Below are 23,687 nucleotides of genomic sequence, written 5' to 3'. Positions count from 1 at the left end.
ACGTTGAAGAACGTTCTCTTCATCTGCAGCCAGAATCGCTTGCGCAGCCCGACGGCGGAGCAGGTGTTTTCCAAGCGGCGGGACATCGAGGTCGCTTCGGCCGGCACTAATCACGATGCCGACATACCGTTGACGCATGAACTCGTCGCCTGGGCCGACATCATCTTCGTGATGGAAAAAACGCACCGCGCCAAACTGCAGCAGAAATTCAAGACAAGCCTGAAAAAGGCTCGAGTAATCTGCCTCGATATTCCCGACGACTATGCATTCATGGACCCGGCTCTGGTGGGCCTGCTGGAGGCGCGTGTCTCGAAGTATCTGGGTTGAATGATACATCGCGGAGCATTCGCAACCGCGCTTCGAGAACTGTCTCGACCGATCGCTAAGGTTTGCGGGGTCAAGCCTCGCGCTTGTGGCGGTGTTTGGCGCGATCTTTTTCGCTGGTCTCTCCGGAACGGGCCGGCTTGATCTCGCTTTTGTCGCGTGAGGCATGGTGCTGGTCGTCTGTGGAATGTGACGCTGCGCCATCGCGGGCGCTTTTTGTTTCGAGGCGGGTGATGAAAATGTCGAAGCGATTGGGCATCGTCCGGTCAGTGCTCCATCGTGCGGTCGGTTTCGTTTGCGGGCTTGCTCTCTGCCGATCGCTGGCGTGCAAGCGGCTTCTTGGCTCTGCCATCTGCGGCTTCGGCAGGCAGGCTCTTGTCGCATGGCGCGGCGAAGCGTTTGCGGCCGGCATAGTAGGGTTCGAAAACGTCCTGTATCGTCAGGCTGTTCATCCTGCTCCTCCCGAGATCAGGGGTAAAATTCGCCGGCAACGGTTTCGTTCCCTACTGTGGCGAAGGCATGGCGGCCGGTTCACGTCGGCATCCCTTTTGGAACCAGGGCCTTTGCAACCCAGGCTTTTGCAACCAAGCGTGAGCCGTGCCAAACAGGGTCGAACGGAGTTGTGCAGGTGACCGGCGAATCGGCCAAACGCAGTTATGTGGTCGGGCAGACCGAAATCGCCGCCCGGCCGCTCGAGCCGGCGCTCTACCTGGTGGCGACGCCTATCGGCAATCTCGCCGACATCACGCTGCGCGCGCTGGAAACGCTCGCCGCCGCCGATATCGTCGCTTGCGAGGACACACGTGTCAGCCGCGTGCTGCTCGACCGCTACGGCATCCGCCGCCGCACCACCGCCTACCACGAGCACAATGCCGGCGAGGCCGGACCGAAGCTGATCGCGGCGCTGCTGGCCGGCCAAAGCGGAGCGCTGATCTCGGCTGCCGGCACGCCGCTCATCTCCGACCCCGGCTACCGGCTGGTCGGTGAGGCGCTGGAACGCGGCATTCGTGTCGTGCCGATCCCCGGCCCATCAGCAGCACTTGCCGCTTTGACGGCATCCGGCCTGCCCTCGGACGCGTTTCTGTTTGCCGGCTTCCTGCCGGTGAAGACCGGGCAGCGGCTGACGCGGCTGGAAGCGCTGAAGGCGGTGCCGGCAACGTTGATCTTCTTCGAATCGCCGCGCCGGCTGGCCGAGACGCTCAGCGCCATGGTCGAGGTGCTGGGCGTTGCCCGCAAGGCAGCCATCGGCCGCGAGCTGACCAAGACCTTCGAGGAGATGCGGACCGGCACCCTGCAGTCGCTCGCCAGCCATTACGCCGCAGCTGATACGCCGAAAGGCGAAATCGTCATCTGCGTCGGCCTGGCGGATGTTGTCGCTGATGAGCCTGAAGACATCGACCGGCTGCTGCTTTCGCTCGCCGCCGAGATGCCGGCCTCCAAGGCAGCGGCGGAAGCCGCCAAGATGACGGGTGGCCAGAAGCAGACGCTCTATCGTCGGCTGCTCGACCTCAAGAATGCCGGAAGAGACGGGACCGGCGGAGACGGCGATGGCTGAACGGCCGAGCGCCAGCCGGCAAAAGGCCTACCGGCGCGGCCATCACGGCGAATGGCTGGCGGCGGCGGCGCTGATGCTGAAAGGCTACCGAATTCTGGCCCGCCGCCACCGCACCAGGTTCGGCGAGATCGACCTGATCGCGCGGCGTGGCGATCTGGTGCTGATCGTCGAGGTCAAGGCGCGCCGCACGCTGATGGAGGCAATGGAAGCCGTCGGTCGCGAATCGGAGCACCGCATCGAAGGCGCCGCCGATTTCTGGCTGTCGCGCCAATCCGACTACGGAAAATTATCGGTGCGCTTCGACATGGTGGCGGTGCTGCCGTGGCGCTGGCCGGTGCATGTCGAGAATGTGTTTTACGGGCGAAACTAGGCCATTCTCGACGTGGGGCCGTTTTGCTGCGCCTGCGGTTCAGATCATGGTTTGCCGATCTGTCAAGCATCCGCCCAGCGCTGACTGGAACAAAAGCGTTCCTGCGTTGTTCCCCAATCGTCCTGATGTTCGACGGGCTGGTTCAAATGCCGGCCAGGGCAGTCCGCGTGGCAGCTATGCGAGGACAAAGGGATGGCGAGGCAAATGGATCCCGACGATCTCAACCCGGAACGGATCGTCACCGTGTTCGGCGGAACTGGCTTTCTCGGGCGCAGGATCGTGAAGCGGCTCCTGGAAAGAGGTTTCACGGTGCGCGCCGCATCTCGCCATCCGGCTCGCGTGGCCCTGGTCTTTTCCTCGGTTACAAGGATGCCCGAAGCAGTCGAGGCGGATATATTGGATGCGTCCTCGATCGGGTCGGCCATTACCGGATCACAGGCGGTCGTGAATGCCGTCAGTCTTTACGTCGAGCAGGGCGTCCAGACCTTTGAACGCGTGCATGTGAAAGCCGCGGCCGATCTCGCTGCCGCGTCGCGCGACCGCGAGATCGACCAGTTCGTCCAGATTTCAGGGATCGGCTCCGATCCTCAATCGGATTCGAATTACATAAGGGCGCGTGGGCGCGGAGAAGGTGCCGTGGAAAGCGCATTTCCCGGCGCTTTCATTGTGCGTCCCGCCGTCATGACAGGACCTGACGACGCTTTCCTCACGACCATTGTGAGGATGATACGCCTCCTGCCGGTCTATCCGCTGTTCGGCGATGGTGGCACACGGCTTCAGCCGGTCTATGTGGCAGACGTCGCAGAAGCAGTGAGCCGGCTGATCGACGGGCGAACCCAGGGTTCATCCATATTCGAATTCGGTGGCCCGCGTATCTATACCTATAAGGAACTGCTTCGGGAGATCGCCCGACAGCTCGATACGCACGTCAAGCTGATGCCGGTGCCGTTTGCGGTATGGAACGCCTTGGCTGGCGTCGCGGAACTCCTCCCGGCTGCCCCCATAACGCGCAACCAGATCGATCTTATGCGTCAGGACAATGTGGCAGCAATCGACGCGCCTGGCCTGAAGGAACTCGACATCGAGCCGCGGGATATCGACGAGGTGATCCGTGCGATCGAACAGCGCCGTCGCGTAGGCTCGCTCTCGTCTCCGGCTTAGGACGGCCCCCTGATCCTGGCGGGAACCTATCGCCGCGCGACAGGTTGGTCGAGCTTGAAGCCAGTGAAAGAAGGAGAAGAACTATGGCCAGATGCGATCAATGCGGGAATGACTACGACAAGGCTTTCAACGTGACGATGGCCGACGAGACCTACACATTCGACAGCTTCGAATGCGCGGTCCAGAAACTTGCTCCGACGTGTCCGCATTGCGGATGCCGGATCATCGGACATGGCGTCGAACAGGATGACATCATCTACTGCTGCGCACATTGCGCCGCGGAGGAAGGCGCGAGCGCGCTGACCGATCGTGCGCCTTGACGCACCTCCTTTGGCGTCTCCAGGTCGACCATTCCGAACGACTGCGCCGGCTCATCCCATATGGCCAGTGCTGTCAGCACGACGACGACCAGCCGAGGTCAAGGCCGCCGCACGCTGATGGAGGCAATGGATGCAGTCGGCCGCGAATCGGAGCGCCGTATCGAAGGTGCTCGCGATTTCTGGCTGTCGCACCAATGGACTACGGAAAATTGTCGGTGCGCTTCGACAAAAGGCAGCGTGCGTCGTCTTGATCGCGCCAGAGCTGTCATGTTCTTGCACGTTCAAGAACCCGCGTTCGACGGTTAGACGCCGTTCCGTGGCAAGTCGGCTCCCGCTTGGACAAGTCGCTCCACGACGGCGGCCGCCTCCTCTGGAATGGCCGGTATGGTGCCCGACTTCCGCGTCGATCCGAAATCGAGGCCGGCGAAAAAGAGACCTGGAACAGCGCCGACGCCATCCTCGTGGACGGGCTGGCCGGCTGCATCGAGGGCGCCGGGGAGCCGGACCCATGAGAAATCGCCGGTGAAGCCCGTGCACCAGATCACTGATCTGATGCCGCTTGCCGTCCAGTCGAGGGAGCGGATCGGAGGATCGGGCAAGCGCGGGTCAACCGTCTCGGCCGGATCATCCTCGGCCAGTGGCGCATCGAGGCCGGCGCGCTCAATGTACCCGTCGACCAGGCGCTTGGTATTCGCGGAGACCTCGTCGGCAAATCGCATGTGGTCGTCGAGCTCGTCGCCGAAGACGAGGCTGCCATTCTCCACTCCCCTGAAGCGGCCGAGCAGCACCACGCCTTGCGCACTCAGCGATTGCAAACTGATCGTGTGCGTCGCGCCGACCAGCGCGCGGGCCTGCAGCTTGCCGGAAGGGAGGACGAGTTCCTTGCGCGGAACGTCGAGAAAACCGGACAGCGTCAGCCATTTAAGTATGTTGCCCCCGCGGTAGCGCCGCACCCAACGGCCGTTGCGGCTGGTCGCCAAAAAGACCACACGTCCTGCCAACGCCAGATCCTCGGCGATCTGGCCGCCCGACTGGCCGCTGCCGACCACCAGCACCGCGCCACTCTCGAACTCGGCCGGGTTGCGATAAGCCGAGGAATCGACTTGGCCAATTGCGGTTGGCAAATCCGCCGACCCTGCTGGCCGGACCTGCCGATTCTGGTCGCCGGTGGCGATCACCACGTTGCGCGCCAGAAATGCCCCGTCCGTCGTGGTGATGCGAAAGATCCCGTCGTCTCTCGTCAGCTCTTGCACCGGAGTTTGGGTGCTTACCGGCAGGCGGTGCCGCTCGGCATAGCCTTCGAGATACGCGACAAATTCGTGGTGGCTTATCGCGCCCCACGGCTCGGGCCCCTCGTAGGAATCACCGGGTAAGATGGAGCGAATGGTCGGCGAATTCAGTCGAAACGAGTTCCACCGCTGCGTTCGCCACGTCTCGCCGATCCGGCCTCGATCGAGCACGCGGTGGTCGCGGTCCTGCCGTTTCAAGAAGTAACTGACGCCGAGTCCCGCCGGACCGGCGCCAATAACGAGGGCGTCAAGAACTTCGCTCATGCATTCCCCCTGCCAACCATACGTCCACAAGATCGTATGGCTCGGCTTCGGGCAAGAATAGAGTTCCGGCTGGGATTGCGCTATCCGCGCCGGCTCACCCCCAGATTGCCAGCCCCGCCAGCCCGACGATGCCGACGACCAGCCGCCACCAGCCGAACAGCGCATAGCCGTGGCGCGAGACGTAGTCGAGCAGGAAGCGCACGACGATCAATGCCGTGACGAAGGCGGCGACGAAACCGACGGTGATGATGGGCAGGTCGGCGCTGCTCAGCACATTGCGATTCTTGAACAGGTCGAAGGCGAAGGCGCCGACCATCGTCGGTATGGCGAGGAAGAAGGAGAATTCCGCCGCCGCCCGTTTGTCGACCCCGAGCAGCAGCGCGCCGACGATGGTCGAACCCGAGCGCGACGTGCCGGGGATCAGCGACAAGCACTGGAACAGCCCGATCTGCAGATAAAGCCTGGTCGGGAACCGCTCGACATCGTGGTAATACGGCTTCGGCTTCATGCGATCGACCAGCAGCAGGATGACACCGCCGATGATCAGCATGATGCAGATCAGCCGCGGCGATTCGAACAGCACCGTCTTGATGAAGTCATGCGCCAGTGCGCCGATAATGGCCGCCGGCAGGAATGCGATGAGAATGCCAAGGACGAAATGCCGCGTCAGCCGATCGTAGGGTAGCTCGAGCAGCATCTTCCAGAGACGGCGGAAGTAGACGCTGAGGATCGCCAATATGGCGCCGAGCTGGATCAGGATCTCGAAGGCCTTGCCGGTCGAATGAAAGCCGAGGAAATGGCCGGCGAGAAGGATGTGACCGGTCGAAGATACCGGAATGAACTCGGTCAGGCCCTCGAGCAGGCCGAGCAGCAGCGCTTCGACGACGGTCTGGCTTTCCATGGCAACCTCGGCGTTGGAGTGAGGGCTTGAGAAAAGGGCTTGCTTGTCACGGCGCGGAACTCCCCCTATAGGTCGCAGCACCCTGACAGCCCGCTGAATCGGGCGGCCAAGACTTACCGGCGCAGCCGGCGATTTGCCAGTGCGCTCTATTATCGCGGGACCATGCTGACGCTTTTCCACCATCCGATGTTCGCCAGCTGCCGCTTCGTCCGCCTCGCCTTTGGTGAGTATGGCGAGGAACTAGCGCTGATCGAGGAGAAGCCGTGGACGCGGCGCAAGGAGTTCCTGGCGCTGAACCCGGCCGGCACGCTGCCGATCCTGCTCGCCGAAGGCGACGTGCCGATCGTCGGCGCGATGGTCATTGCCGAATATCTCGACGAGACGCGCGGCGTACTCAAGCGCGACAAGCGGCTATTCGCCGAGGATCCGATGGAGCGCGCCGAAATCCGCCGGCTGACCGACTGGTACCTCAACAAGGCGGAAAGCGAGGTTACCCGGCATCTGGTGCGCGAACGCGTTCTGAAGCCGGTCATGCCGGAAACGGCAGGCGGCGGATCGCCCGATTCGGCGGCGATCCGCGCCGCCCGCGCCAATATCCGCCAGCACATGAAATACACCAACTGGCTGGCCGGCACCCGTCATTGGCTGGCCGGCAACAAGGTCACCTATGCCGATCTCGCGGCGGCGGCAGCACTGTCGGTGCTCGACTATCTCGGCGAGATCGACTGGCGCGAACACAGCGCCGCGCGCGAATGGTATACAAGGGTGAAATCACGGCCTTCGTTCCGGCCGCTTCTGTCCGACCGGGTGCGTGGCCTGTCGCCGGTGTCACATTATGCGGACCTCGATTTCTGATACGGCAAAGCTGCGCGCGCTGATCGACCGCGAGGCGCGGAATGCCGGCTTCGACGCCGTTGCCGTCACCACGCCCGATGCGATTCCGCAGGCGCCGGAACGGCTGGCCGAATTCGTTGCCGACGGCTTTCACGGCTCGATGGGCTGGATTGCCGAAACGCTCGAGCGGCGAGGCAAACCGACGACGCTTTGGCCAGAGGTCCGCTCGATCGTCGTGCTGGCGATGAATTACGGCCCCGACCACGACCCACGCGACATCCTGGCAAAGCGCGACCGCGGCGCGATCTCGGCCTATGCGCAGAACCGCGACTATCATGACGTGATGAAAGGCCGGCTGAAGGAGATCGCCGGCAAGATCGTGGCGCGCGCCGGCGGGGACGTGAAAGTGTTTGTCGACACCGCGCCGGTGATGGAAAAGCCGCTGGCCGAGGCGGCCGGCCTCGGCTGGCAAGGCAAGCACACCAACCTGGTCAGCCGAACGCATGGCTCCTGGCTGTTCCTCGGCACCATCTTCACGACGGCCGAACTGGTGCCGGACGCGCCTGAGGACGACCATTGCGGCTCCTGCCGGGCCTGCCTCGACGTTTGCCCGACGGATGCCTTTCCGGCGCCTTACCGGCTCGATGCGCGGCGCTGCATTTCATACCTCACCATCGAGAACAAAGGACCGATCCCGCATGAGTTCCGGGAAAAGATCGGCAATCGCATCTATGGCTGCGACGACTGCCTGGCCGCCTGCCCGTGGAACAAGTTCGCCCAAGCCGCTTCGGAGGCAAAGCTTGCCGCCCGCGCGGACTTGCGCGAACCGCCGATCGCCGAGCTGCTGCGCCTCGACGACGCTGCCTTCCGCGTGCTTTTTTCGGGCTCGCCGGTCAAGCGCATCGGCCGCGCCCGTTTTATCCGCAACGTGCTGATCGCCGCCGGCAATTCCCAGGACTTGTCGCTGGCCGGCGCCGTCCGCGCGCTGCTCGACGACGCCTCGCCCCTGGTTCGCGGAGCTGCGGTATGGGCGCTGTTGCGGCTGGTGCCGAGTCGGGAGTTTGCCGAGCGTGCAGCGGCCGCATTGCAAGCAGAAGATGACGAGGCGGTGAGAGGCGAATGGCTTCTGGCCCTGCCAAAGCCGATCGAGGCACATACATGACCAAACAGCAGATTTTCATCTTCGGCGCCGGTTATTCGGGCAAGGCCTTTGCCCGCGCCAACAAGGATGCCGACACAGCGATCTTCGGTACAACACGGTCGCTGGAAAAATTCGCGGCGCTGCGGCAAGCCGGTATCGTGCCGCTGCGTTTCGATGGCACGCTGACCTCCGAAATCGGCGATGCGCTTGGGAAGACAACCCATCTCGTCGTCTCGGTCGCGCCGGACGAGGCCGGCGACCCGGTGCTGGGTGCGGCTCGCGAGGTGATCACGGCCAACATGCCGGAGCTCGAATGGATCGCCTATCTCTCGACCGTCGGCGTCTATGGCGACCATGGCGGCAATTGGGTGGACGAGGCCGCCGAATGCCGGCCAGTATCGAAGCGATCAGCGATGAGGGTTGCCGCCGAGCAGGATTGGCTGAAACTGGGCCACGACACCGGCCGGCCGGTGGCGATCCTGCGGCTTTCCGGCATTTATGGGCCAGGCCGCAACGCCTTGGTCAATCTGGAAAACGGCACTGCGCGGCGGCTGGTCAAGCCGGGCCAGGTGTTCAACCGCATCCATTGCGACGACATTGCCGGCGCGCTCTGGCATCTGGCCGAAGGCAATCGCGGCGGCATCTTCAACGTCACCGACGACCTGCCGGCGCCGCCGCAGGACGTCGTCGCCTATGCCGCCCAATTGATGGGCATCGAGCCGCCGCCCGAAATTCCGTTCGAGACCGCCCAACTTTCGCCCATGGCGCGGTCCTTCTACGGCGAGAACAAGCGTGTCGCCAACGCGGCGATCAAGGCGGCCGGCTATGGGTTTCGCTTCCCCGACTACCGTTCGGCGCTCGACGCCATGTGGGCGAGCGGCGACTGGCGCGACGGCGAGGCGCGCAGCCCGATGAAACGGTCATGATCGATACGTTGCGCGGGGCGTGGTATGATGCGGTTCAAATCGCGGAGGGGTCCAGCTTGGGGAAGACGTTAAAGCGAGCCTTGCCCGGCAAAACACTGCTGCTTTCGGCAGCACTGGCCGTCGCCAGCTTGACAGCGCTGGCAACGCAGACGGCGGGCGCCGAGCAACGGGCAAAAGACCTGTTTGGCGCCAAAAGGCTGCCGGCGGTCGCAGCAGCGCAATCGATCGGCTTCTACTCCAAAGGCTGTTTTTCCGGCGGCGTCGCCCTGCCCATGGATGGCCGGCACTGGGAGGTGATGCGGCCGTCGCGCAACCGCCGCTGGGGTCATCCCGCAATGATCGCGCTGATCGAGAAATTGTCGCGCGACGCTGCCGCCGACGGCTGGCCGGGCCTATTGATCGGCGACATTTCGCAGCCGCGCGGCGGGCCGATGCTGACCGGCCATGCCTCCCACCAGATCGGCCTCGACGCCGACATCTGGCTGACGCCGATGCCCGACCGCAAGCTCTCGGCCGAAGAGCGCGAAAACATCAGCGCTACCTTGATGGTCGATGAAAAAACCCACTTGGTGAAGGACGGCGTGTGGACGCCGATGCATACGCGGCTGTTGAAGCGCGCCGCGAGCTATCCCGAAGTCGAGCGCATCCTGGTCAATCCAGGGATCAAGAAGAAGCTCTGCGACACGGTCAAAGGCGACCGCGGCTGGTTGCGCAAGGTCAGGCCGTTCTGGGGCCACGACTACCACTTCCACATTCGCATCGGCTGCCAGGCTGGATCACCCGACTGCAAGGCGCAGGAAGCGACGGCGCCGGGCGATGGCTGCGACCAGGCGCTGGCCTGGTGGTTCACCGAGGGGCCGTGGCGCCCCAACAAGAACCCGGACAAGCCGAAGGCACGCGACGTGATGACGATGGCGAACCTGCCCAGGCAATGCCAGTTCGTGCTCGACGCGCCGGCTCCGCCCTCGGCGGAAGCAGTCACCTACTATGGCGACGGCGTGCCGATCGCGGCAGAACCCGCTCTCGCGGCAGAACCTTCGCCGCCGCCGACGGTCGCAGCCGGCGCGGCAGCGCTTCCGGCCTCGGCGAACGCCTTTGTGGCGACCCCCGAGATCGGCATTCCGCTGCCGCGGCCACGACCGGGGCACTGATGCGGGCAGCGTGTTTGCTGTCTGCATCCGTGCATCTCCACTTCGAAAACCGATTTCCCTTTTTGCGGTCATGCGCTAGTCAACGAGAGAACGGCGATACGCGTCGGGAACGGACGAGAGCATGCCAGGCGTAAGCGACGACGACACTCTGTTGCGATTTCCGATCCTGATCGGCGACATAGGCGGCACCAATGCGCGCTTCTCGATTGTGCTCGACGCGAATTCCGAGGCCGGCGAGCCGACAATCGTCCAGACCGCCAACTTCAATACGATAGACGAGGCGATCCAGTCGGCCGTGCTCGACCGCTCGTCGGTCCGGCCGAATTCGGCTGTGCTGGCGGTAGCCGGTCCTGTCGAAAGCGACGAGATCCCGCTTACCAATTGCCCATGGATCGTCAAGCCGAGACAGATGTTCGCCAGTCTCGGTCTCAGCGACGTCGTGGTGCTCAACGACTTCGAGGCGCAGGCGCTGGCTGTCGTCGCGCTCGGCGAAGAGCACATGGAAAAGATCGGCGGCGACGAGCCGGAACCGAATTCCGGGCGGGTGGTGCTCGGCCCGGGAACTGGGCTCGGTGTCGCCGGGCTGGTTTATGCGCTGCATCACTGGATACCGGTACCCGGCGAGGGCGGCCATATGGATATCGGCCCGCGCTCGCCGCGCGATTTCCAGGTGTTTCCGCATATCGAGAAGCTCGAGGGCCGCATCTCCGGCGAACAGATCCTGTCCGGACGCGGCCTGGTCAATGCCTACCGGGCGGTGGCCAAGGCGGACGGCAAGCCGTCGCCCTTTACAACGCCTGCCGAGGTCACCGCCGCGGCACTGGCAAAGAACGATCCGGTGGCCGAAGAGGCGCTGTCGATCTTCGTCACTTGCCTGGGGCGCACCGCCGGCGATCTCGCTCTAGTGTTCATGAGCCGCGGCGGCGTGTTTCTCACCGGCGGCATCGCGCAAAAAATCCTGCCGGCACTGCGCACCGGCAATTTCCGCGCCGCCTTCGAGGACAAGGCGCCGCACAGCGCCCTGATGCGCAGCATGCCGGTCTATGTCATCACCCATCCGCTGGCGGCGCTTTTAGGGCTGGCCGCCTATGCCAGAAATCCGTCGCTGTTCGGCGTGCAGACGGCGGGGCGGCGCTGGCGGGTCTAGGATACAAGCTGCGCCGCGACGAAGTTTCGCCGTCCTCGGCCATAGGCAAGCCGCCATCGGGGCGTTAAGAGGTTGCCGAATTGCAGCCGGCCGAAGCCAAAACCACAAAGCGCTCCAACTTGACACTTCCAGCACCAACCAAAGGGAAAGCCCGGCCCAGCGAGATCGTGGCGGTGATCCGCCGCATCGTCGCCGAGAACAGCCGCGATTATCGCTGGTACTATGCTCTTGCCGTGCTGTGCCTGGTGACGATCGCGGCGACGACCGCCTTCACCGCCTGGATCATGAAGGATGTCGTCGACCAGATCTTCTATAAGCAGCGCGGCGATCTTATCGCGCTGATCAGCGTGTCGATCCTGGCCGCCTTCATGCTGCGCGGGCTGGCCAGCTACGGCCAGGCAGTGACGCTGGCCAAGATCGGCAACAATCTGGTGGCGCGCTACCAGCGCCGCATCTTCGACCATCTAATGAAGCTCGGCGTCGGCTTCTTCAACGACACCCGCTCGGGCCGGCTCGCCGCGCAGATCAACGAGAACGTCAACGGCATCCGCGATCTCCTGTCGATGACGCTGACATCGCTGGCGCGCGATGCCGTATCGCTTGTCGCGCTGGTCGGCGTCATGATCTGGCAGGACCCGGTGCTCTCGGCGATGTCGCTGCTGATCGGGCCGCCCTTGATCTACAGTGTCAGCTATCTGATGCGTCGGGTGCGTCGCATCACGCGTGAGTCGGTGCAGATCAACTCGCGGCTGATCGGCGCCATGCAGGAAGCGACGCAAGGCATCGCTATCGTCAAGGCCTTCACCTTGGAAGACGAGCTGTCGCGCCGCATCGGCGGCCTCGTCGCCGGCGCCGAGCAGCGGGCAAACAAGATCGCCCGCGTCTCCGAACGGCTGACGCCGATCTCCGACATGCTGGCCGGCTTCGCCGTCGCCGGCGTCATCGCCTATTCCGGCTACCGGGCGACCGTCGGCGGCCAGCCGCCGGGCGCCGTCGTTGCCTTCCTCACCGCCCTGCTGCTTGCCTATGATCCGGCCAGGCGGCTGGCGCGCATGCAGGTCGGTATGGAAAAGTCGCTGGTCAATGCGCGCATGATCTACGAGCTTCTCGACCTCGAGCCGCAGCAAGGTGACGTGCCGGCAGCCGCCGAGGCGAAATTCGCCTCCGGCGAAGTGCGCTTCAACAACGTGTCCTTCCGCTATGTCGAAGAGGCGCCGGTCCTGCAGGACCTGAGCTTTGTCGCCGCCGCCGGCAAGGTGACCGCCATCGTCGGCGCCTCGGGCGCCGGCAAGACGACGCTGGTTGCGCTGCTGCAGCGCTTCCACGACGTCGAGTCGGGCAGCATCGAAATCGACGGCCAGGACATTTCAAAAGTCACCAAGCATTCGCTGCGCGGCTCGATCGCCTATGTCTCGCAGCAGCCCTATCTGTTCGAAGGCACCATCCGCGACAACATCCGCTACGGCAGACTGAGCGCCACCGACGCCGAGATTGAACGCGCCGCCCAACAGGCCGCGGCACACGATTTCATCCGCCAGCAGCCGCAAGGCTACGACACGCCGGTCGGCGAGAACGGCGTGACGCTGTCGGGCGGCCAGCGCCAGCGTGTATCGATTGCACGCGCTATCGTTCGGCAGGCGCCGATCCTGCTGCTCGATGAAGCCACCTCGGCGCTCGACAACGAGGCCGAGGCCCGCGTCCAGGAAGCGCTGACCCATGTCATGGAAGGGCGCACCACCATTGTCATCGCGCACCGGCTGTCGACGGTGGTCAATGCCGATCATATCATCGTGCTGGAGCAGGGCCGGCTGGTCGAACAGGGCACGCATGCCTCGCTGATGGCCGACCCGCACAGCGTCTATGCCCGGTTCCACCGGGTGCAAGGCAGGAAAGGGCTGGGGCTTGTCGATGACGGCAAGCCAATCCAGACTGCGGCGCAAAATGTCCGCGCGAAAAAGGCGGCCGGGAGACATTCATGAGTGACACGCCGACCGTTAGTGAAATGGGCCTGGTGGTGGTGGGCGCGGCCGGCCGCATGGGCCAGGCGCTGATCCGCGCCATCCACACGATACCGGGCGCCCGCGTCGCCGGCGCCATCGAGCGGGCCGGTTCGCCCCATATCGGCAAGGATGCCGGCGAGCTGGCCGGCGTCGGCAGGCTCGAGGTGGTGATCGGCGACGATCCGCTGCCGGCCTTCGCCAAGGCCGACGGCGTGCTCGATTTCACTACGCCGGCCGCGACCGTCGAATTCGCCGGCTACGCCGCACAGGCGCGCATCGTCCATGTCATCGGCACCACCGGCTGCTCGGCCGAAGACAATGCCAGGATCGCGGCGGCGGCACGGCACGCGACGGTGGTCAAGTCAGGCAATATGAGCCTCGGCGTCAATCTGCTGGCGGTGCTGGTGGAACAGGCGGCGCGCGCGCTCGATGCCGACGATTTCGACATCGAGATCCTGGAAATGCACCACCGGCACAAGGTCGATGCGCCGTCGGGCACGGCGCTGCTGCTCGGCGAAGCCGCCGCTGCCGGGCGCGGCGTAGCACTTGCCGGCAACGATGTTCGCGTGCGCGACGGCCATACCGGCGTGCGCAAGGCAGGCTCGATCGGTTTCGCCAGCTTGCGCGGCGGCTCGGTGGTCGGCGATCACAGTGTGGTGCTGGCCGGTACCGGCGAGCGCATCACGCTCGCCCACCACGCCGAAGACCGGGCGATCTTTGCTCGTGGCGCGGTCAAGGCAGCCCTGTGGGCGCGCGGCCGCAAGCCGGGCCTCTATTCGATGCGGGACGTGCTCGGCCTGACAAGCTGATCCACAGACTTGGCTGATCCACAGATTTGGCTGATCCACAAGATTTGAAGGAGCAAATATGTCGAGAACTCTCGTGCTCGTGCGCCATGGCCAGAGCGAATGGAATCTGAAGAACCTATTTACCGGCTGGCGCGACGTCGACCTGACCGAACTGGGTCATGCCGAGGCCAAGGCGGCCGGCGCCAAGCTCAGGGCGCGCGGCATGAAATTCGACATCGCCTTCACGTCGTCGCTGATCCGGGCGCAGAAGACCTGCCAGCATATTCTCGACGCCGTCGGCCAGAGCGATCTCGAGACCATTCGCGACCAGGCGCTGAACGAGCGCGACTATGGCGATCTCTCCGGCCTCAACAAAGATGACGCTCGCAAGAAATGGGGCGAGGAGCAGGTGCATGTCTGGCGCCGCTCCTATGACGTGCCGCCGCCCGGCGGTGAAAGCCTGAAGGACACCGGCGCGCGCGTCTGGCCCTATTACCTGCACGATCTGCAACCGCATGTGCTGCGCGGCGGCACCGTGCTGGTGGCGGCGCACGGCAATTCGCTGCGCGCGCTGATCATGGCGCTGGACGGCAAATCGGGCGAGGAGATCGTCGAGCTCGAGCTCGGCACCGGTGTGCCGATCATCTACACGCTCAACGCCGATTCCACGGTGGCGTCGAAGGAAGTGCTGGAGCATTGAGCCGGAGAAGGAACGCGGCTTTCAAAAAAGCGCGTTGACACTCATCCCTCGCCCGCTTAATGAGCGCGCACCAGCCCAGATGGCGGAATTGGTAGACGCGCACGGTTCAGGTCCGTGTTCCGCAAGGAGTGGAGGTTCGAGTCCTCTTCTGGGCACCATCATCTTGTAAGTACCTGATTTCATTCAGGTCCTGATTTTGCTTTTTCAGTTCGGCCCAGTTGTAACAGTGACTGTTATAGTCGGGGCTCGAACAGAATGGCGAAACTACCCGAACGGTTGATGGCGCGAAGCGGCACTTTTTACTGCCGGATTTGGGTTCCCACGGACATTGCCCCTATATACGGGCGTAAAATCGTGGTCCGGTCCTTGCGCACAAAAGATTTGAAAACAGCGAAATCACGTCTCGCTCGCAAGAGCGTCGAACTGGAAAGCCGGTTTGATGCGATTCGCGCTGATCAGGTCGCCGTTGACAACTTTGGCTTTGCTGCGCCGCCGGATTCCCGAACGATCCGTACCGGCTTCAGCGAGATCGCCCGTGAACACGCCATCGCGGCGAGCGATCATGAGTTCTCACGCCGTGCGGCGCTCTTCAGCCAAGCGACCGCGGCTCCCGCCCGGTTCTGGGATGGCGAGTTCGGACCTCTGCCGGTGCCGGCCGACTTTGGGCACGACGCAGAGGATGCCTATACCTATTTCGACCACCTCGTCGCCGAAGGCGATCTCGAAAAAATCATCGCCTTCGTGAATCGCTTTCGTCTGAGCAAGCGCATCAAAATCCTGCAAGGCCTGCGGGCGACCGGAAACCTTGCTGAATTCGTCGCGATCGCCGAAAACCGCATTGCCGGAATCAGCCGTTCGGATGCGATCGCTCTTGGCCGATTGATGCTTGAGGACGAACTCGACGCCCTTCGGGCAATCGCCGAGGGGCAGCCTGATCCTTCGCTGGGCGATCTTCGTGCAGGCAATTTTCGGCAGGTGGAGAATCCTGAGGCGCCTAGCTTGGGCCGTTCCCTGCCGACGGTACCAACCGCCAAGCCGATCTCGCTCGACGAACTCTTCGAGCGTTGGGAGGCGGAAACCGATCCGAGTGCCAGCACACTGTCCAGCTGGCGCGGCATCCTGCGCGACCTGAAATCATTCGTCGGCGACAAGGCAGACGATATTACTCGCATCACTGCCGAGGATATCGTCGGCTGGAAAGACAAGCTCGTCACAGCCAATAAGGCGGCGGCCACAATCTCGCGAGGCTATCTCGGCTGCGCCCGTGCGCTGTTCAGGTTTGCCGTGGCGAACAAGCTGGCGGCGTCCGATCCCTGCGAGGGAATCAGGCTCACGCGAAAGATGAAGGCGGGCAAAAAGATGCTGGGCTACAGCGGCGAGGAGGTGGCTCGTCTGCTGGACCTGGCCAGCAATGCTTCTGACCCTTGGAAGAAGTGGCTCCCCTGGCTGGCCGCCGCGACGGGCTCTCGAATTGGAGAGGTCGCGCAGCTCCACGGCAGTCATGTGTTTGAGGAAAACGGATACCAGGTCGTCAAGATCATGCCCGCAAGCGATGCCGGCAGCCTCAAGAATGCCGAAAGCGAACGGACGGTGCCGATCCACCCCGCACTTCTCACAGCTGGATTCCTCGAATTCGTGGCAGAGAAGGGACAGGGTCCGCTCTTCTATGGCCGCTCGTCAGGCGATCCAAAGCGAAAGCACGCCTCGAAGGGCGTTGCCAACCGGCTGGCGTCCTGGATCCGAAAAAACGGGTTTTCTGATCCACGCAAGGCGCCCAATCACGCGCTGAGGCACTGGTTCAAGACCGAAGCGTCAAGGGTTGGCATTTCTGACAGCGTGGCCGACGCCATTCAGGGCCACACCGACAGCAGTTCTTCGGGTGTTTACAGGCATATCGGCTTGGCCCCGATGGCATCAGCGCTCGAGAAGATCGAACTGCCGCCGCGCCGCGGCCTGTCCTTAGATGCTTAGAGCTACACGTCTGCGCTGGAGCAAGCTCGCAACCTCATGATTGCGGCAAGAGCGGTCATCGCCGAACCACTAGTCAGACGTAGCGCTTGGGCCGGAACCGGGGTGGCAAATCAGAGATGGACCGGTCGATAGTGCGCTTTCGCAGGCCTCGCTCCGGTGCCGCTACGTCCGCCGCCTCATGGCGTGCGGGTATTCCACCGCCGCCAACATGTACCTACTCAGGCAGGCCCGCCAGACGCCAGCCATCAACAAACGGCTGCGCAATGCTCATGCTACTAAATGGCAAGTTCGCTACTAGTTCGCCGATCGTCCAACCTGGATTGCCCGCAAGAAATAGGCGGGCTTCCTCCTGTGCATCAGGCAAGCGGCCGGCAAGGGCAAGCGCCGCAATCAGGTGCTCCCTCGAACCTGTCCCGTAGGTTTCTTCCCGGCTCAAGGACGAAACAGCTTCTTCGTAGTGACCGGCGGAAATTTGCGCCATTCCCATGATCCAGAAATACCAACCGGGTGGACGAGGATTTAAACGCAGCGCCTCTGCACAAGCGGTCAGCGCCGCTTCCGGCTTGCCTAAGTAGATTTGAAGCTCCCCCATCCATGCAACCGCATCTGCATTGTTGGGATTTAGCCGAACGGCAGCATCGAATTGGAATTTTGCTTCATCCCAATTGCGCTCATTAAGCTGAACGCAGCCCAGGATCCTGCGAGCGTGGGAATCGCCAGGATCGATTTCCACGGCCCGTTGTGCGTGCATCAGAGCCCTTGCGCGGCCGGGTATCTGTGGTTCGCCCCAAATAATCCAGCCAAATAGCAGTGAGATGGCAAGATTGCTGTGCGCTTCGCAGTAGTGTGGATCGATCTGAACGGCACGTTCCAAATCAGCACACGCCTCACTGTTGTCTGATCTGGAAATGTTCCATTTGCCTCGCGACCTAACACAAAGATCATAGGCTTCGAGACTTGACGGTCGGGAACGGGCAACAATATGCTTTTCACCAAGCTTGCCAGAAATCGCTTCAACAACGCGTCGCGTGACCTCGTCCTGAACGTCGAAGATGTCGGCGATTTCGCGGTCGAAACGCTCGGCCCAGACGTGATTGCCGCCTTCCGCCGCGTTGATCAGCTGCACATTCACACGCAAACGCTTGACGGACCGCCTCGCGCTGCCCTCAAGTATGTACTTGACTCCTAGATCGCGAGCGATCTGACGGACATCACTAGGCTTGCCCTTGTAGGCGAAGGTGGAGTTACGGGCGATTACGAAGAAGCCCGGTACATTGGAGAGATCGGTGATGATGTCCTCTGTCAGGCCGTCGGTAAAGAACTCCTGTTCGGCGTCGCCGCTCATGTTGATGAAGGGCAGCACGGCGATGGACGGCTTGTCGAGAAGGGCGAGCGGAGCCGAGGTGGCTCCGGTTAAGACAGGTGGCTCGCGACGGGCAGGCGTACCGACCTCCAGCGCATAAACACGCATCGGCTCAGCAATGTTCTTAAGGACTCTCTCGCCGAGATCACAAATCGCGAGATCGAGCCGGCCCCGCACCTGACGGTAGGCATCTTCGGACAGGCAGATGGTTCCTGGTTTCGCTATGCCCTCCAGACGAGCAGCGATATTGACGCCATCGCCCATCAAGTCGCCATCCGATTCCTCGACAACATCGCCGATATGAATACCGATGCGCAGTTCAATTCGACGCTCTGCCGGCAATCCGGAATTGCGCTCGAGCATCTCTAGCTGCAGCTCCATAGCGCATCGGACCGCGTCAACGCCGCTCCGAAACTCGGACAGCACGCCATCGCCGGTGCTCTTCACGACCCGACCCCGATGAACTGCGATGGTCGGATCGACGAGGTCGCTTCGCAGCGTGCGGATGCGAGCGAGCGTACGATCCTCGTCACTCGCCGTCAGACGGCTGAAGCCGACGATGTCCGCCACCAGGATTGCCGCGAGCTTGCGTACTTCGGTCATTGCATGCCCATACCGGAACCTATCACAGCTGCGGCCGGATAGCCGCGAAGTTTGTGGCCTGCGAGATACCATTGCAGTCCGTTCCGCTACGAACGAAGAAGCACAGCTTTGGGTCGTGAAGTGACCGCTCTCGAGGAGCGGTTGCACGATCGCAATCGGGCCGATGCGCCAAAGGCGCTTTTCAGACAGGCAGCCTTGGGCCGAAGCTGACCGTCCGCAGTCAGCATGAAACAATCAGCAAGCTGCCATTCTGCTGACGACCTAGGGCGTCATCCCATTACTGGGCCGGTAAATACCTTCGAACCGCCTGAGCCGACTGGATCACATCTGTGAAGCCGGTTGCCAAGGGGACTGCGGCTCGGCGCTCTCCACTGGCTTCGCCTTGCGGCTCGCGTGTCCCTCGAAGGTAGTCTCACGGGTTTTGACCTTCGAGTTACGCTTTTTCCGCTTCGGTGGGTCGGGAATGACGATGTCCGAGACATCAATCACGGCGATCTCGGCTCGAGCCGCATCGATTCCTCCTGTCTCAAGACGGTAGGCCAGGCCCTTCAGTCGCTGGAACACCTGAGGGAACGTCAGGATGATCCCACTGTCATCTTCCCAGCCTTCGGCGCGGGCCTCCTTGTGAACGAGCACAAGGACCCCATGACGGTGGTCGCGCTGTCGCAGGTACCTACCGGAGAGCTGTAGCGTCAGGGCGTCTTCGAGCTGCCGAAGCGACCAACTCTCAGCCACCTTGATCTCTAGTGGCAGACTTGCGTCCGTCACCTTTGACTGGAGCCGGATATCCGGCTCCTTTTCATCCACGACGTGTGGCTCGCGCTCCAGTGAGTAGGCTCGCCCACCAGCACGTTCCAGTTCCCAGGCAAGCCACTTCTGCACGTCCTCCTCTTTGAGAAGCCGCTTGACCGTCTTCCCTTGTGAGAAGCGATGGTTGTGCAGGTCGTCGTTCATCTCTGCGATCCGAGACAGCGCAACAAGCTGTAGGTCTCGCGGCGTTCGCGGTGCCGTATCAAACTCCCTTTCCAGTTCAAAGGCCTCAAACGCCGGCCAGGGCTCGTGCTCAGCATCCGCCGATGCTCGGTCGTATGCGAGCTCCCGTAGTCGCTCCGCAGGAAATTGCAGGTCCGGATCGGCACCGATGCGCTTAAGCGCTTCGAGCGTTTCATGACCAGGGGTCTCGCAGAGCTGCTTGAACAGAGAACTGCGAGCTCCTTCCGCGTGGTCACGCGCACCTGGCGAATAGACGCCTTCGTGCTGGATATCCTCATCATGCCTGATCGTCCGGAACGCGATCCGCACGAGCCGCTCCAAGACAGGGAATGGCAAAACTCCGGGGTTCATCCCACCGCGAAGCCACTGGTCACCGAATATCGCCGGCAGCACATGCTCCGAAAGGATCCTTTGGTCGGTGGGTTTTAGAGCATCGAGCTTCGACGAAAGCGCCTCAATGCTGGCTTCGGGATTAGTACGCATGGCGAAGCCGAGATAGAGCGCGGCATCTTCTGCGCACTGTGCTGAAGCGAAACGAGCCAGAGTCATCTCGGTGAACGTAAGCGACACGTTGATCTCGGGCAGTGCGCGCCCGATGACATTGAATGCCTTCTTGAGCGGCGCACCGCCGAGATCATCGTTCTCGAAAACGTATTTCAACAGAGCAGGTGCAACGAGGGACGCTAGGTGAGCATCTGCATAGGCGGCTTTGTCAAGGAACCCGTGTTGATCGGGAACCACGGTAAGGTGGTCCATGATCTCGTGAACAAACACAACGGCGACCTCGTCGGGCCAGACCTCGACGAGCTGAGAAAGCCAGTGCGGAAATCCGTTCAGTTCCAGCGTCGAAAGCTGTGCAGCGATCGTCGCTTCCTCGCTCGTCAGCTCGTGCGCCCACCGGCTGTCGGCCTTCGCTTCAAGCGAGATACCCACGATGCCCATGGAGTCGAGCTTCGAACCAACATTGCGCTTCTCCGCGGGCCTTGAACTGGTGAGCGTCGGCTTGTGCGTCCGCCAAAATTTCGTGAGAGCCATGGTGGCTTCGCGGGTCACGTGAGGACCCAGCACGTCTGCGAGAGGGCCGAAACTGTCGATCGCGTAGCCGGTCCGCTCCGACGTCGCGGCGTGCAGTAGCTCCCAGATATAGAAGAGCCGGCCATCAACGTTGCCAGCCTTCAGATCGGGCGGCGGCGTCCTCAGTTGCTCCGGGTCGGCCTTGAGCCGATCGATGAACTCGAACCATGACTTGTCGCGCTCCTTCTCCTCACGCTCGCGCTTCTTAGTAAGCCGATCCATCTCCTTCCGGTGCTCGATCTCCTGCTTCGAAAGCTCCGGCGGCTTTAGCCAGGCTTCGAGGTAGTCCGACTCCTGCGCCTTCTCGGCGGCGCCCTTTATCCGAGCAAGCAGCTCATCGGACTTGCCAGTGTCTCGCCAGAGCGACATCAACGCGCTCAACGCGAGGCGTCGCTTCTGCGGGGTGTCGCCCTGGCGCGCGTCATCAAGCAGCCATGGGATGTCTTCTTCTCGCAGGCCCGACGACCAGCCCACGATATCGAGCTGCCACATGTTGGTGAGGCCCATCTTCTGCACGCGCGGATGGTCCCTGAGTTTTTCCACCGCGTGCCAGAGGCCAATCCGCCTGCGTTCCGCAGACGCATGCAGGAGCGGCTGGAACTCCTGGTCCTCAAACCGGCGCACGCCCATTCGGTCGCCGTTCAGACGCAATGCTGCATCGACCAAAAACGGGTCCAAAACCTTTCGCGGGCTCTGCTTCAGCAGGGCTGTTGCCGCTGCTTGCAACAGAGGCTGCAGCCGCTTTTCATCGGGATGCCTATCTTCATCTTCGTCGGGCTCTTCGCCCAACATGTCGAGGAGGCCCTTCACCAGCGCTTTCAGTCCGGATCGGCTCTCCAGCCGCTCTATCAGACCCTTGCCCCGCCATCCGAACTGCTCAGCACGATCTCCCTTCTTCTTGAGCTCTTGGATGAGCGACAGGAAACCGTCTACGGAGAGGTGTCGGGGCCACAGGACATCAAGCGCTTCCCAAACGGCGGTCGGATCCGTTGATGACGAGTTGGCAAGAACCTCTTTCGCGAGGCTTGCCAAATCTGACGGCTCACCCACCACGCCAAGAGCGCGAGTTCCCAGGACGAGCGTCGTGATATCCGAGAACTCGCCATTCACCGCGATTCGCGCAATGTCTACCGCATCAGAAAGGCGACCGGCATCGATCATATTGAGGATCAGGCGCCGGACTTCGGTCCTGTCGCCGTGCTTTGACCACCCCGCTTTCAATGCAGGGACGATGTCGGAATTGGAGAACCTGCGGACTACATCGGGGTCCAGCCGGCGGTAACGCGTGACGCCGGCCGCCAGCTGGGTAAATGTTGCTTCGAGCACCGCCTGACGAATTTCCGTGGAAAGGCTCGTCGGGTCTCCCGCAGTTAGCAAGAGCGATGGATCGCGCCGTATTACCTCCCGCGCGACGTCGCCATTCCACGCCGACAGCCATGCTGCAGTCTCCTTCGCAGACGGCAGGACAATGGGGGTGCCGTCAGCATCGCCAAACAGGAGCGCAAAGACCCGCGACCGTGGGGCATTTGCTTCAAGCCGCGCTTGTAGCCAACGAGCTGCGAGAAATCCGCGAACAACGCCTTCATTGTCGTTGTGCAGCCGGACCTGCCCGAGCGAGGCCGGGTCGAACGCCGACCGCGAAAGCAGCATCGGTAGCTGTTCAGTCGGCCAATCGGGCAAGATATTTCTCAACCGGAACGCGTTCGAGGCCTCAAGAGTAAGCTCGGTGTCCGGGATTTCGATGCGGTCATTCCGACCGAATACCATCGTTGCGGCGATCCGCTCCAGGGCCGCCATCCCCCGCTCGATGTCGATTTCATCGCGCGAACCGTGCTCCGGATTTTCTTCTTGCAGGCGAGCCCTGGCGCTCGCCTCCAGCATCTCCGCGAAACGACCAAACCGTTGGTTTTTCCGCCAGTAGTCGACGAGCCAGCCCAAATCCAAAGGGCGCTTCGCGAAGTGCCAGAGATTGTCGTGGTCCAGCGCGCTCATGAACTCGTCGAGCTGCTGCACACCTTGGGCTTGCGCAAATAGGCGTACCTGGTCCCGATCAAGAGGGGCCATGAGCACCACAAGCGGCTGCTCGGGCTTCTCCGCCCTCGATTCCCGCTGAATTTCGTTCCGCAGAATTCTTCCGAGCACCTGATCGGGCTCGATTTGGCCGGCGTCGGTATGCCGAGCGACCGGGAGCACCTCTTTTAGGCGCTGAAGATCGGCCCGAAACTCCCACCCTGTGTATCGTCCTGAGATGATGATGCGCGCGCGTGGGAGGCCGTTGCCCAAGCCATCCCCGATCTTGCGAAGCGCGTCGACGAAACGGATGTGGTCAAGCTTGGCTTCATCGACGCTGTCGATGAAAAACCAGCCCGTCGCCTCCGAATTCTGCCACCCCTCCAAGCGAGCTCGGGACGGACCATCAAGCGCCCCGGCAAGGCTCTCTTTCGCGACGTTCTGAACGGTGGCGTGGAAGGCAAACTCGCCAGCAGCTGCAAGCCGCTTTGCGCGCTCTCCGAGTTCTCGAGATTTCCCGCTCCCTGCCTCGGCGAGCAGGATCACCCGCTGATATTTGAGAAGTTCATCCCAAGTAGCTTCGCCAACGAAGCTCCGCTCAAACAGAGCGAAATCTTCATCTGACGCATTCTCATCGCGCCATTTTGAAAATCTTCGACTGATGTCGACGTAGGGCATACGAAGAGTTTATTCGCCGCGTCGACAACCGCAACAGGATTACGAAATACCGGCTAAAATCTCTGTGTGCGAAGCTTAGAGGTTCGCTTCGGCGCGCTTCGACGTTCTTTCGTCCAGCCTCGGT

General features: G+C 62.5%; 19 protein-coding genes, 1 tRNA gene and 1 pseudogene. 16 read left to right on the top strand and 5 right to left on the bottom strand.

Going from position 1 to position 23,687, the window contains the following annotated elements; genetic code table 11:
• Positions 1–3: 3 nt before the first annotated feature.
• The gene (locus NKJ28_RS14685; RefSeq protein ID WP_023678977.1) at positions 4–327 is read left to right on the top strand and encodes a low molecular weight protein tyrosine phosphatase family protein; all 324 of its coding nucleotides are present in this window, start codon (positions 4–6) and stop codon (positions 325–327) included.
• Positions 328–590: 263 nt separating this feature from the next.
• On the opposite strand, the gene NKJ28_RS14680 is transcribed toward NKJ28_RS14685, so the two are convergent.
• On the bottom strand, positions 591–776 hold the full coding sequence (locus tag NKJ28_RS14680) for a hypothetical protein (protein ID WP_023678975.1): 186 nt from the start codon (positions 774–776) through the stop codon (positions 591–593).
• A 176-nt stretch (positions 777–952) separates the two neighbouring features.
• Here NKJ28_RS14680 and rsmI point away from each other — a divergent pair, with 176 nt between their 5' ends.
• From rsmI to NKJ28_RS33000, 5 genes and pseudogenes are all read left to right on the top strand, one after another.
• Positions 953–1,879, top strand: coding sequence for a 16S rRNA (cytidine(1402)-2'-O)-methyltransferase (rsmI, locus tag NKJ28_RS14675; protein WP_352636216.1), 927 nt, complete (start codon positions 953–955; stop codon positions 1,877–1,879).
• Positions 1,872–2,249 (top strand): YraN family protein, encoded by a 378-nt coding sequence (locus tag NKJ28_RS14670; protein ID WP_023678973.1) that lies wholly within the window; start codon positions 1,872–1,874, stop codon positions 2,247–2,249. The genes rsmI and NKJ28_RS14670 overlap by 8 nt, the downstream gene beginning before the upstream one ends.
• Before the next feature lie 192 nt (positions 2,250–2,441).
• Positions 2,442–3,410 (top strand): complex I NDUFA9 subunit family protein, encoded by a 969-nt coding sequence (locus tag NKJ28_RS14665; protein WP_352620850.1) that lies wholly within the window; start codon positions 2,442–2,444, stop codon positions 3,408–3,410.
• An 83-nt stretch (positions 3,411–3,493) separates the two neighbouring features.
• A complete protein-coding gene (locus NKJ28_RS14660) occupies positions 3,494–3,730 on the top strand; it encodes a metallothionein (RefSeq protein WP_254817997.1) in 237 nt (78 codons plus the stop codon).
• 99 nt (positions 3,731–3,829) lie between these two features.
• Positions 3,830–3,957: pseudogene (locus NKJ28_RS33000) on the top strand (YraN family protein); the annotation flags it as partial.
• 75 nt (positions 3,958–4,032) lie between these two features.
• On the opposite strand, the gene NKJ28_RS14655 reads toward NKJ28_RS33000, so the two are convergent.
• Both NKJ28_RS14655 and NKJ28_RS14650 read right to left on the bottom strand, forming a co-directional pair.
• Positions 4,033–5,283 carry a flavin-containing monooxygenase gene (locus NKJ28_RS14655; RefSeq protein WP_352575346.1) on the bottom strand — a complete coding sequence of 417 codons (1,251 nt, stop codon included), beginning with the start codon at positions 5,281–5,283 and terminating at the stop codon, positions 4,033–4,035.
• A 94-nt stretch (positions 5,284–5,377) separates the two neighbouring features.
• Entirely contained in the window at positions 5,378–6,184 is an 807-nt protein-coding gene (locus NKJ28_RS14650; protein WP_352575348.1) for an undecaprenyl-diphosphate phosphatase, read from the bottom strand.
• Between the two features lie 162 nt (positions 6,185–6,346).
• Here NKJ28_RS14650 and NKJ28_RS14645 point away from each other — a divergent pair, with 162 nt between their 5' ends.
• The 10 genes from NKJ28_RS14645 (at position 6,347) to NKJ28_RS14600 (ending at position 16,842) form a co-directional block, all read left to right on the top strand.
• Complete coding sequence (locus NKJ28_RS14645; protein ID WP_352476844.1) at positions 6,347–7,039, top strand: glutathione S-transferase family protein; 693 nt, start codon at positions 6,347–6,349, stop codon at positions 7,037–7,039.
• Positions 7,020–8,180, top strand: a complete 1,161-nt coding sequence (queG, locus tag NKJ28_RS14640; protein ID WP_352575350.1) for a tRNA epoxyqueuosine(34) reductase QueG — start codon at positions 7,020–7,022, stop codon at positions 8,178–8,180. Before NKJ28_RS14645 ends, queG begins: the two co-directional genes overlap by 20 nt.
• The gene (locus NKJ28_RS14635) at positions 8,177–9,085 is read left to right on the top strand and encodes an SDR family oxidoreductase (protein ID WP_352636213.1); all 909 of its coding nucleotides are present in this window, start codon (positions 8,177–8,179) and stop codon (positions 9,083–9,085) included. The genes queG and NKJ28_RS14635 overlap by 4 nt, the downstream gene beginning before the upstream one ends.
• A 56-nt stretch (positions 9,086–9,141) precedes the next feature.
• Positions 9,142–10,236 carry a penicillin-insensitive murein endopeptidase gene (gene mepA / locus NKJ28_RS14630; RefSeq protein ID WP_502897614.1) on the top strand — a complete coding sequence of 365 codons (1,095 nt, stop codon included), beginning with the start codon at positions 9,142–9,144 and terminating at the stop codon, positions 10,234–10,236.
• Between the two features lie 121 nt (positions 10,237–10,357).
• A complete protein-coding gene (locus NKJ28_RS14625) occupies positions 10,358–11,383 on the top strand; it encodes a glucokinase (protein WP_352451886.1) in 1,026 nt (341 codons plus the stop codon).
• 119 nt (positions 11,384–11,502) lie between these two features.
• Positions 11,503–13,362: an ABC transporter ATP-binding protein gene (locus NKJ28_RS14620; protein ID WP_352620857.1), complete on the top strand. Its 1,860-nt coding sequence runs from the start codon at positions 11,503–11,505 to the stop codon at positions 13,360–13,362.
• A complete protein-coding gene (gene dapB, locus NKJ28_RS14615; RefSeq protein ID WP_352620859.1) occupies positions 13,359–14,192 on the top strand; it encodes a 4-hydroxy-tetrahydrodipicolinate reductase in 834 nt (277 codons plus the stop codon). Before NKJ28_RS14620 ends, dapB begins: the two co-directional genes overlap by 4 nt.
• Positions 14,193–14,250: 58 nt before the next feature.
• The gene (locus tag NKJ28_RS14610; protein ID WP_352636208.1) at positions 14,251–14,871 is read left to right on the top strand and encodes a 2,3-bisphosphoglycerate-dependent phosphoglycerate mutase; all 621 of its coding nucleotides are present in this window, start codon (positions 14,251–14,253) and stop codon (positions 14,869–14,871) included.
• A gap of 73 nt (positions 14,872–14,944) precedes the next feature.
• Positions 14,945–15,029: transfer RNA gene (locus NKJ28_RS14605), tRNA-Leu, on the top strand.
• Positions 15,030–15,126: 97 nt separating this feature from the next.
• Positions 15,127–16,842, top strand: a complete 1,716-nt coding sequence (locus tag NKJ28_RS14600) for a DUF6538 domain-containing protein (protein ID WP_352636206.1) — start codon at positions 15,127–15,129, stop codon at positions 16,840–16,842.
• A gap of 214 nt (positions 16,843–17,056) precedes the next feature.
• On the opposite strand, the gene NKJ28_RS14595 is transcribed toward NKJ28_RS14600, so the two are convergent.
• Both NKJ28_RS14595 and NKJ28_RS14590 read right to left on the bottom strand, forming a co-directional pair.
• The gene (locus NKJ28_RS14595; protein ID WP_352636204.1) at positions 17,057–18,808 is read right to left on the bottom strand and encodes an adenylate/guanylate cyclase domain-containing protein; all 1,752 of its coding nucleotides are present in this window, start codon (positions 18,806–18,808) and stop codon (positions 17,057–17,059) included.
• A gap of 321 nt (positions 18,809–19,129) precedes the next feature.
• Complete coding sequence (locus tag NKJ28_RS14590) at positions 19,130–23,563, bottom strand: NACHT domain-containing protein (protein WP_352636202.1); 4,434 nt, start codon at positions 23,561–23,563, stop codon at positions 19,130–19,132.
• Positions 23,564–23,687 lie beyond the last annotated feature (124 nt).

It is taken from the genome of Mesorhizobium sp. M0145, from assembly GCF_040322355.1.
GTDB lineage: Bacteria > Pseudomonadota > Alphaproteobacteria > Rhizobiales > Rhizobiaceae > Mesorhizobium.
Note: the sequence above shows the minus strand (reverse complement) of the source record. Positions and strands in the feature narration are given on the sequence as shown.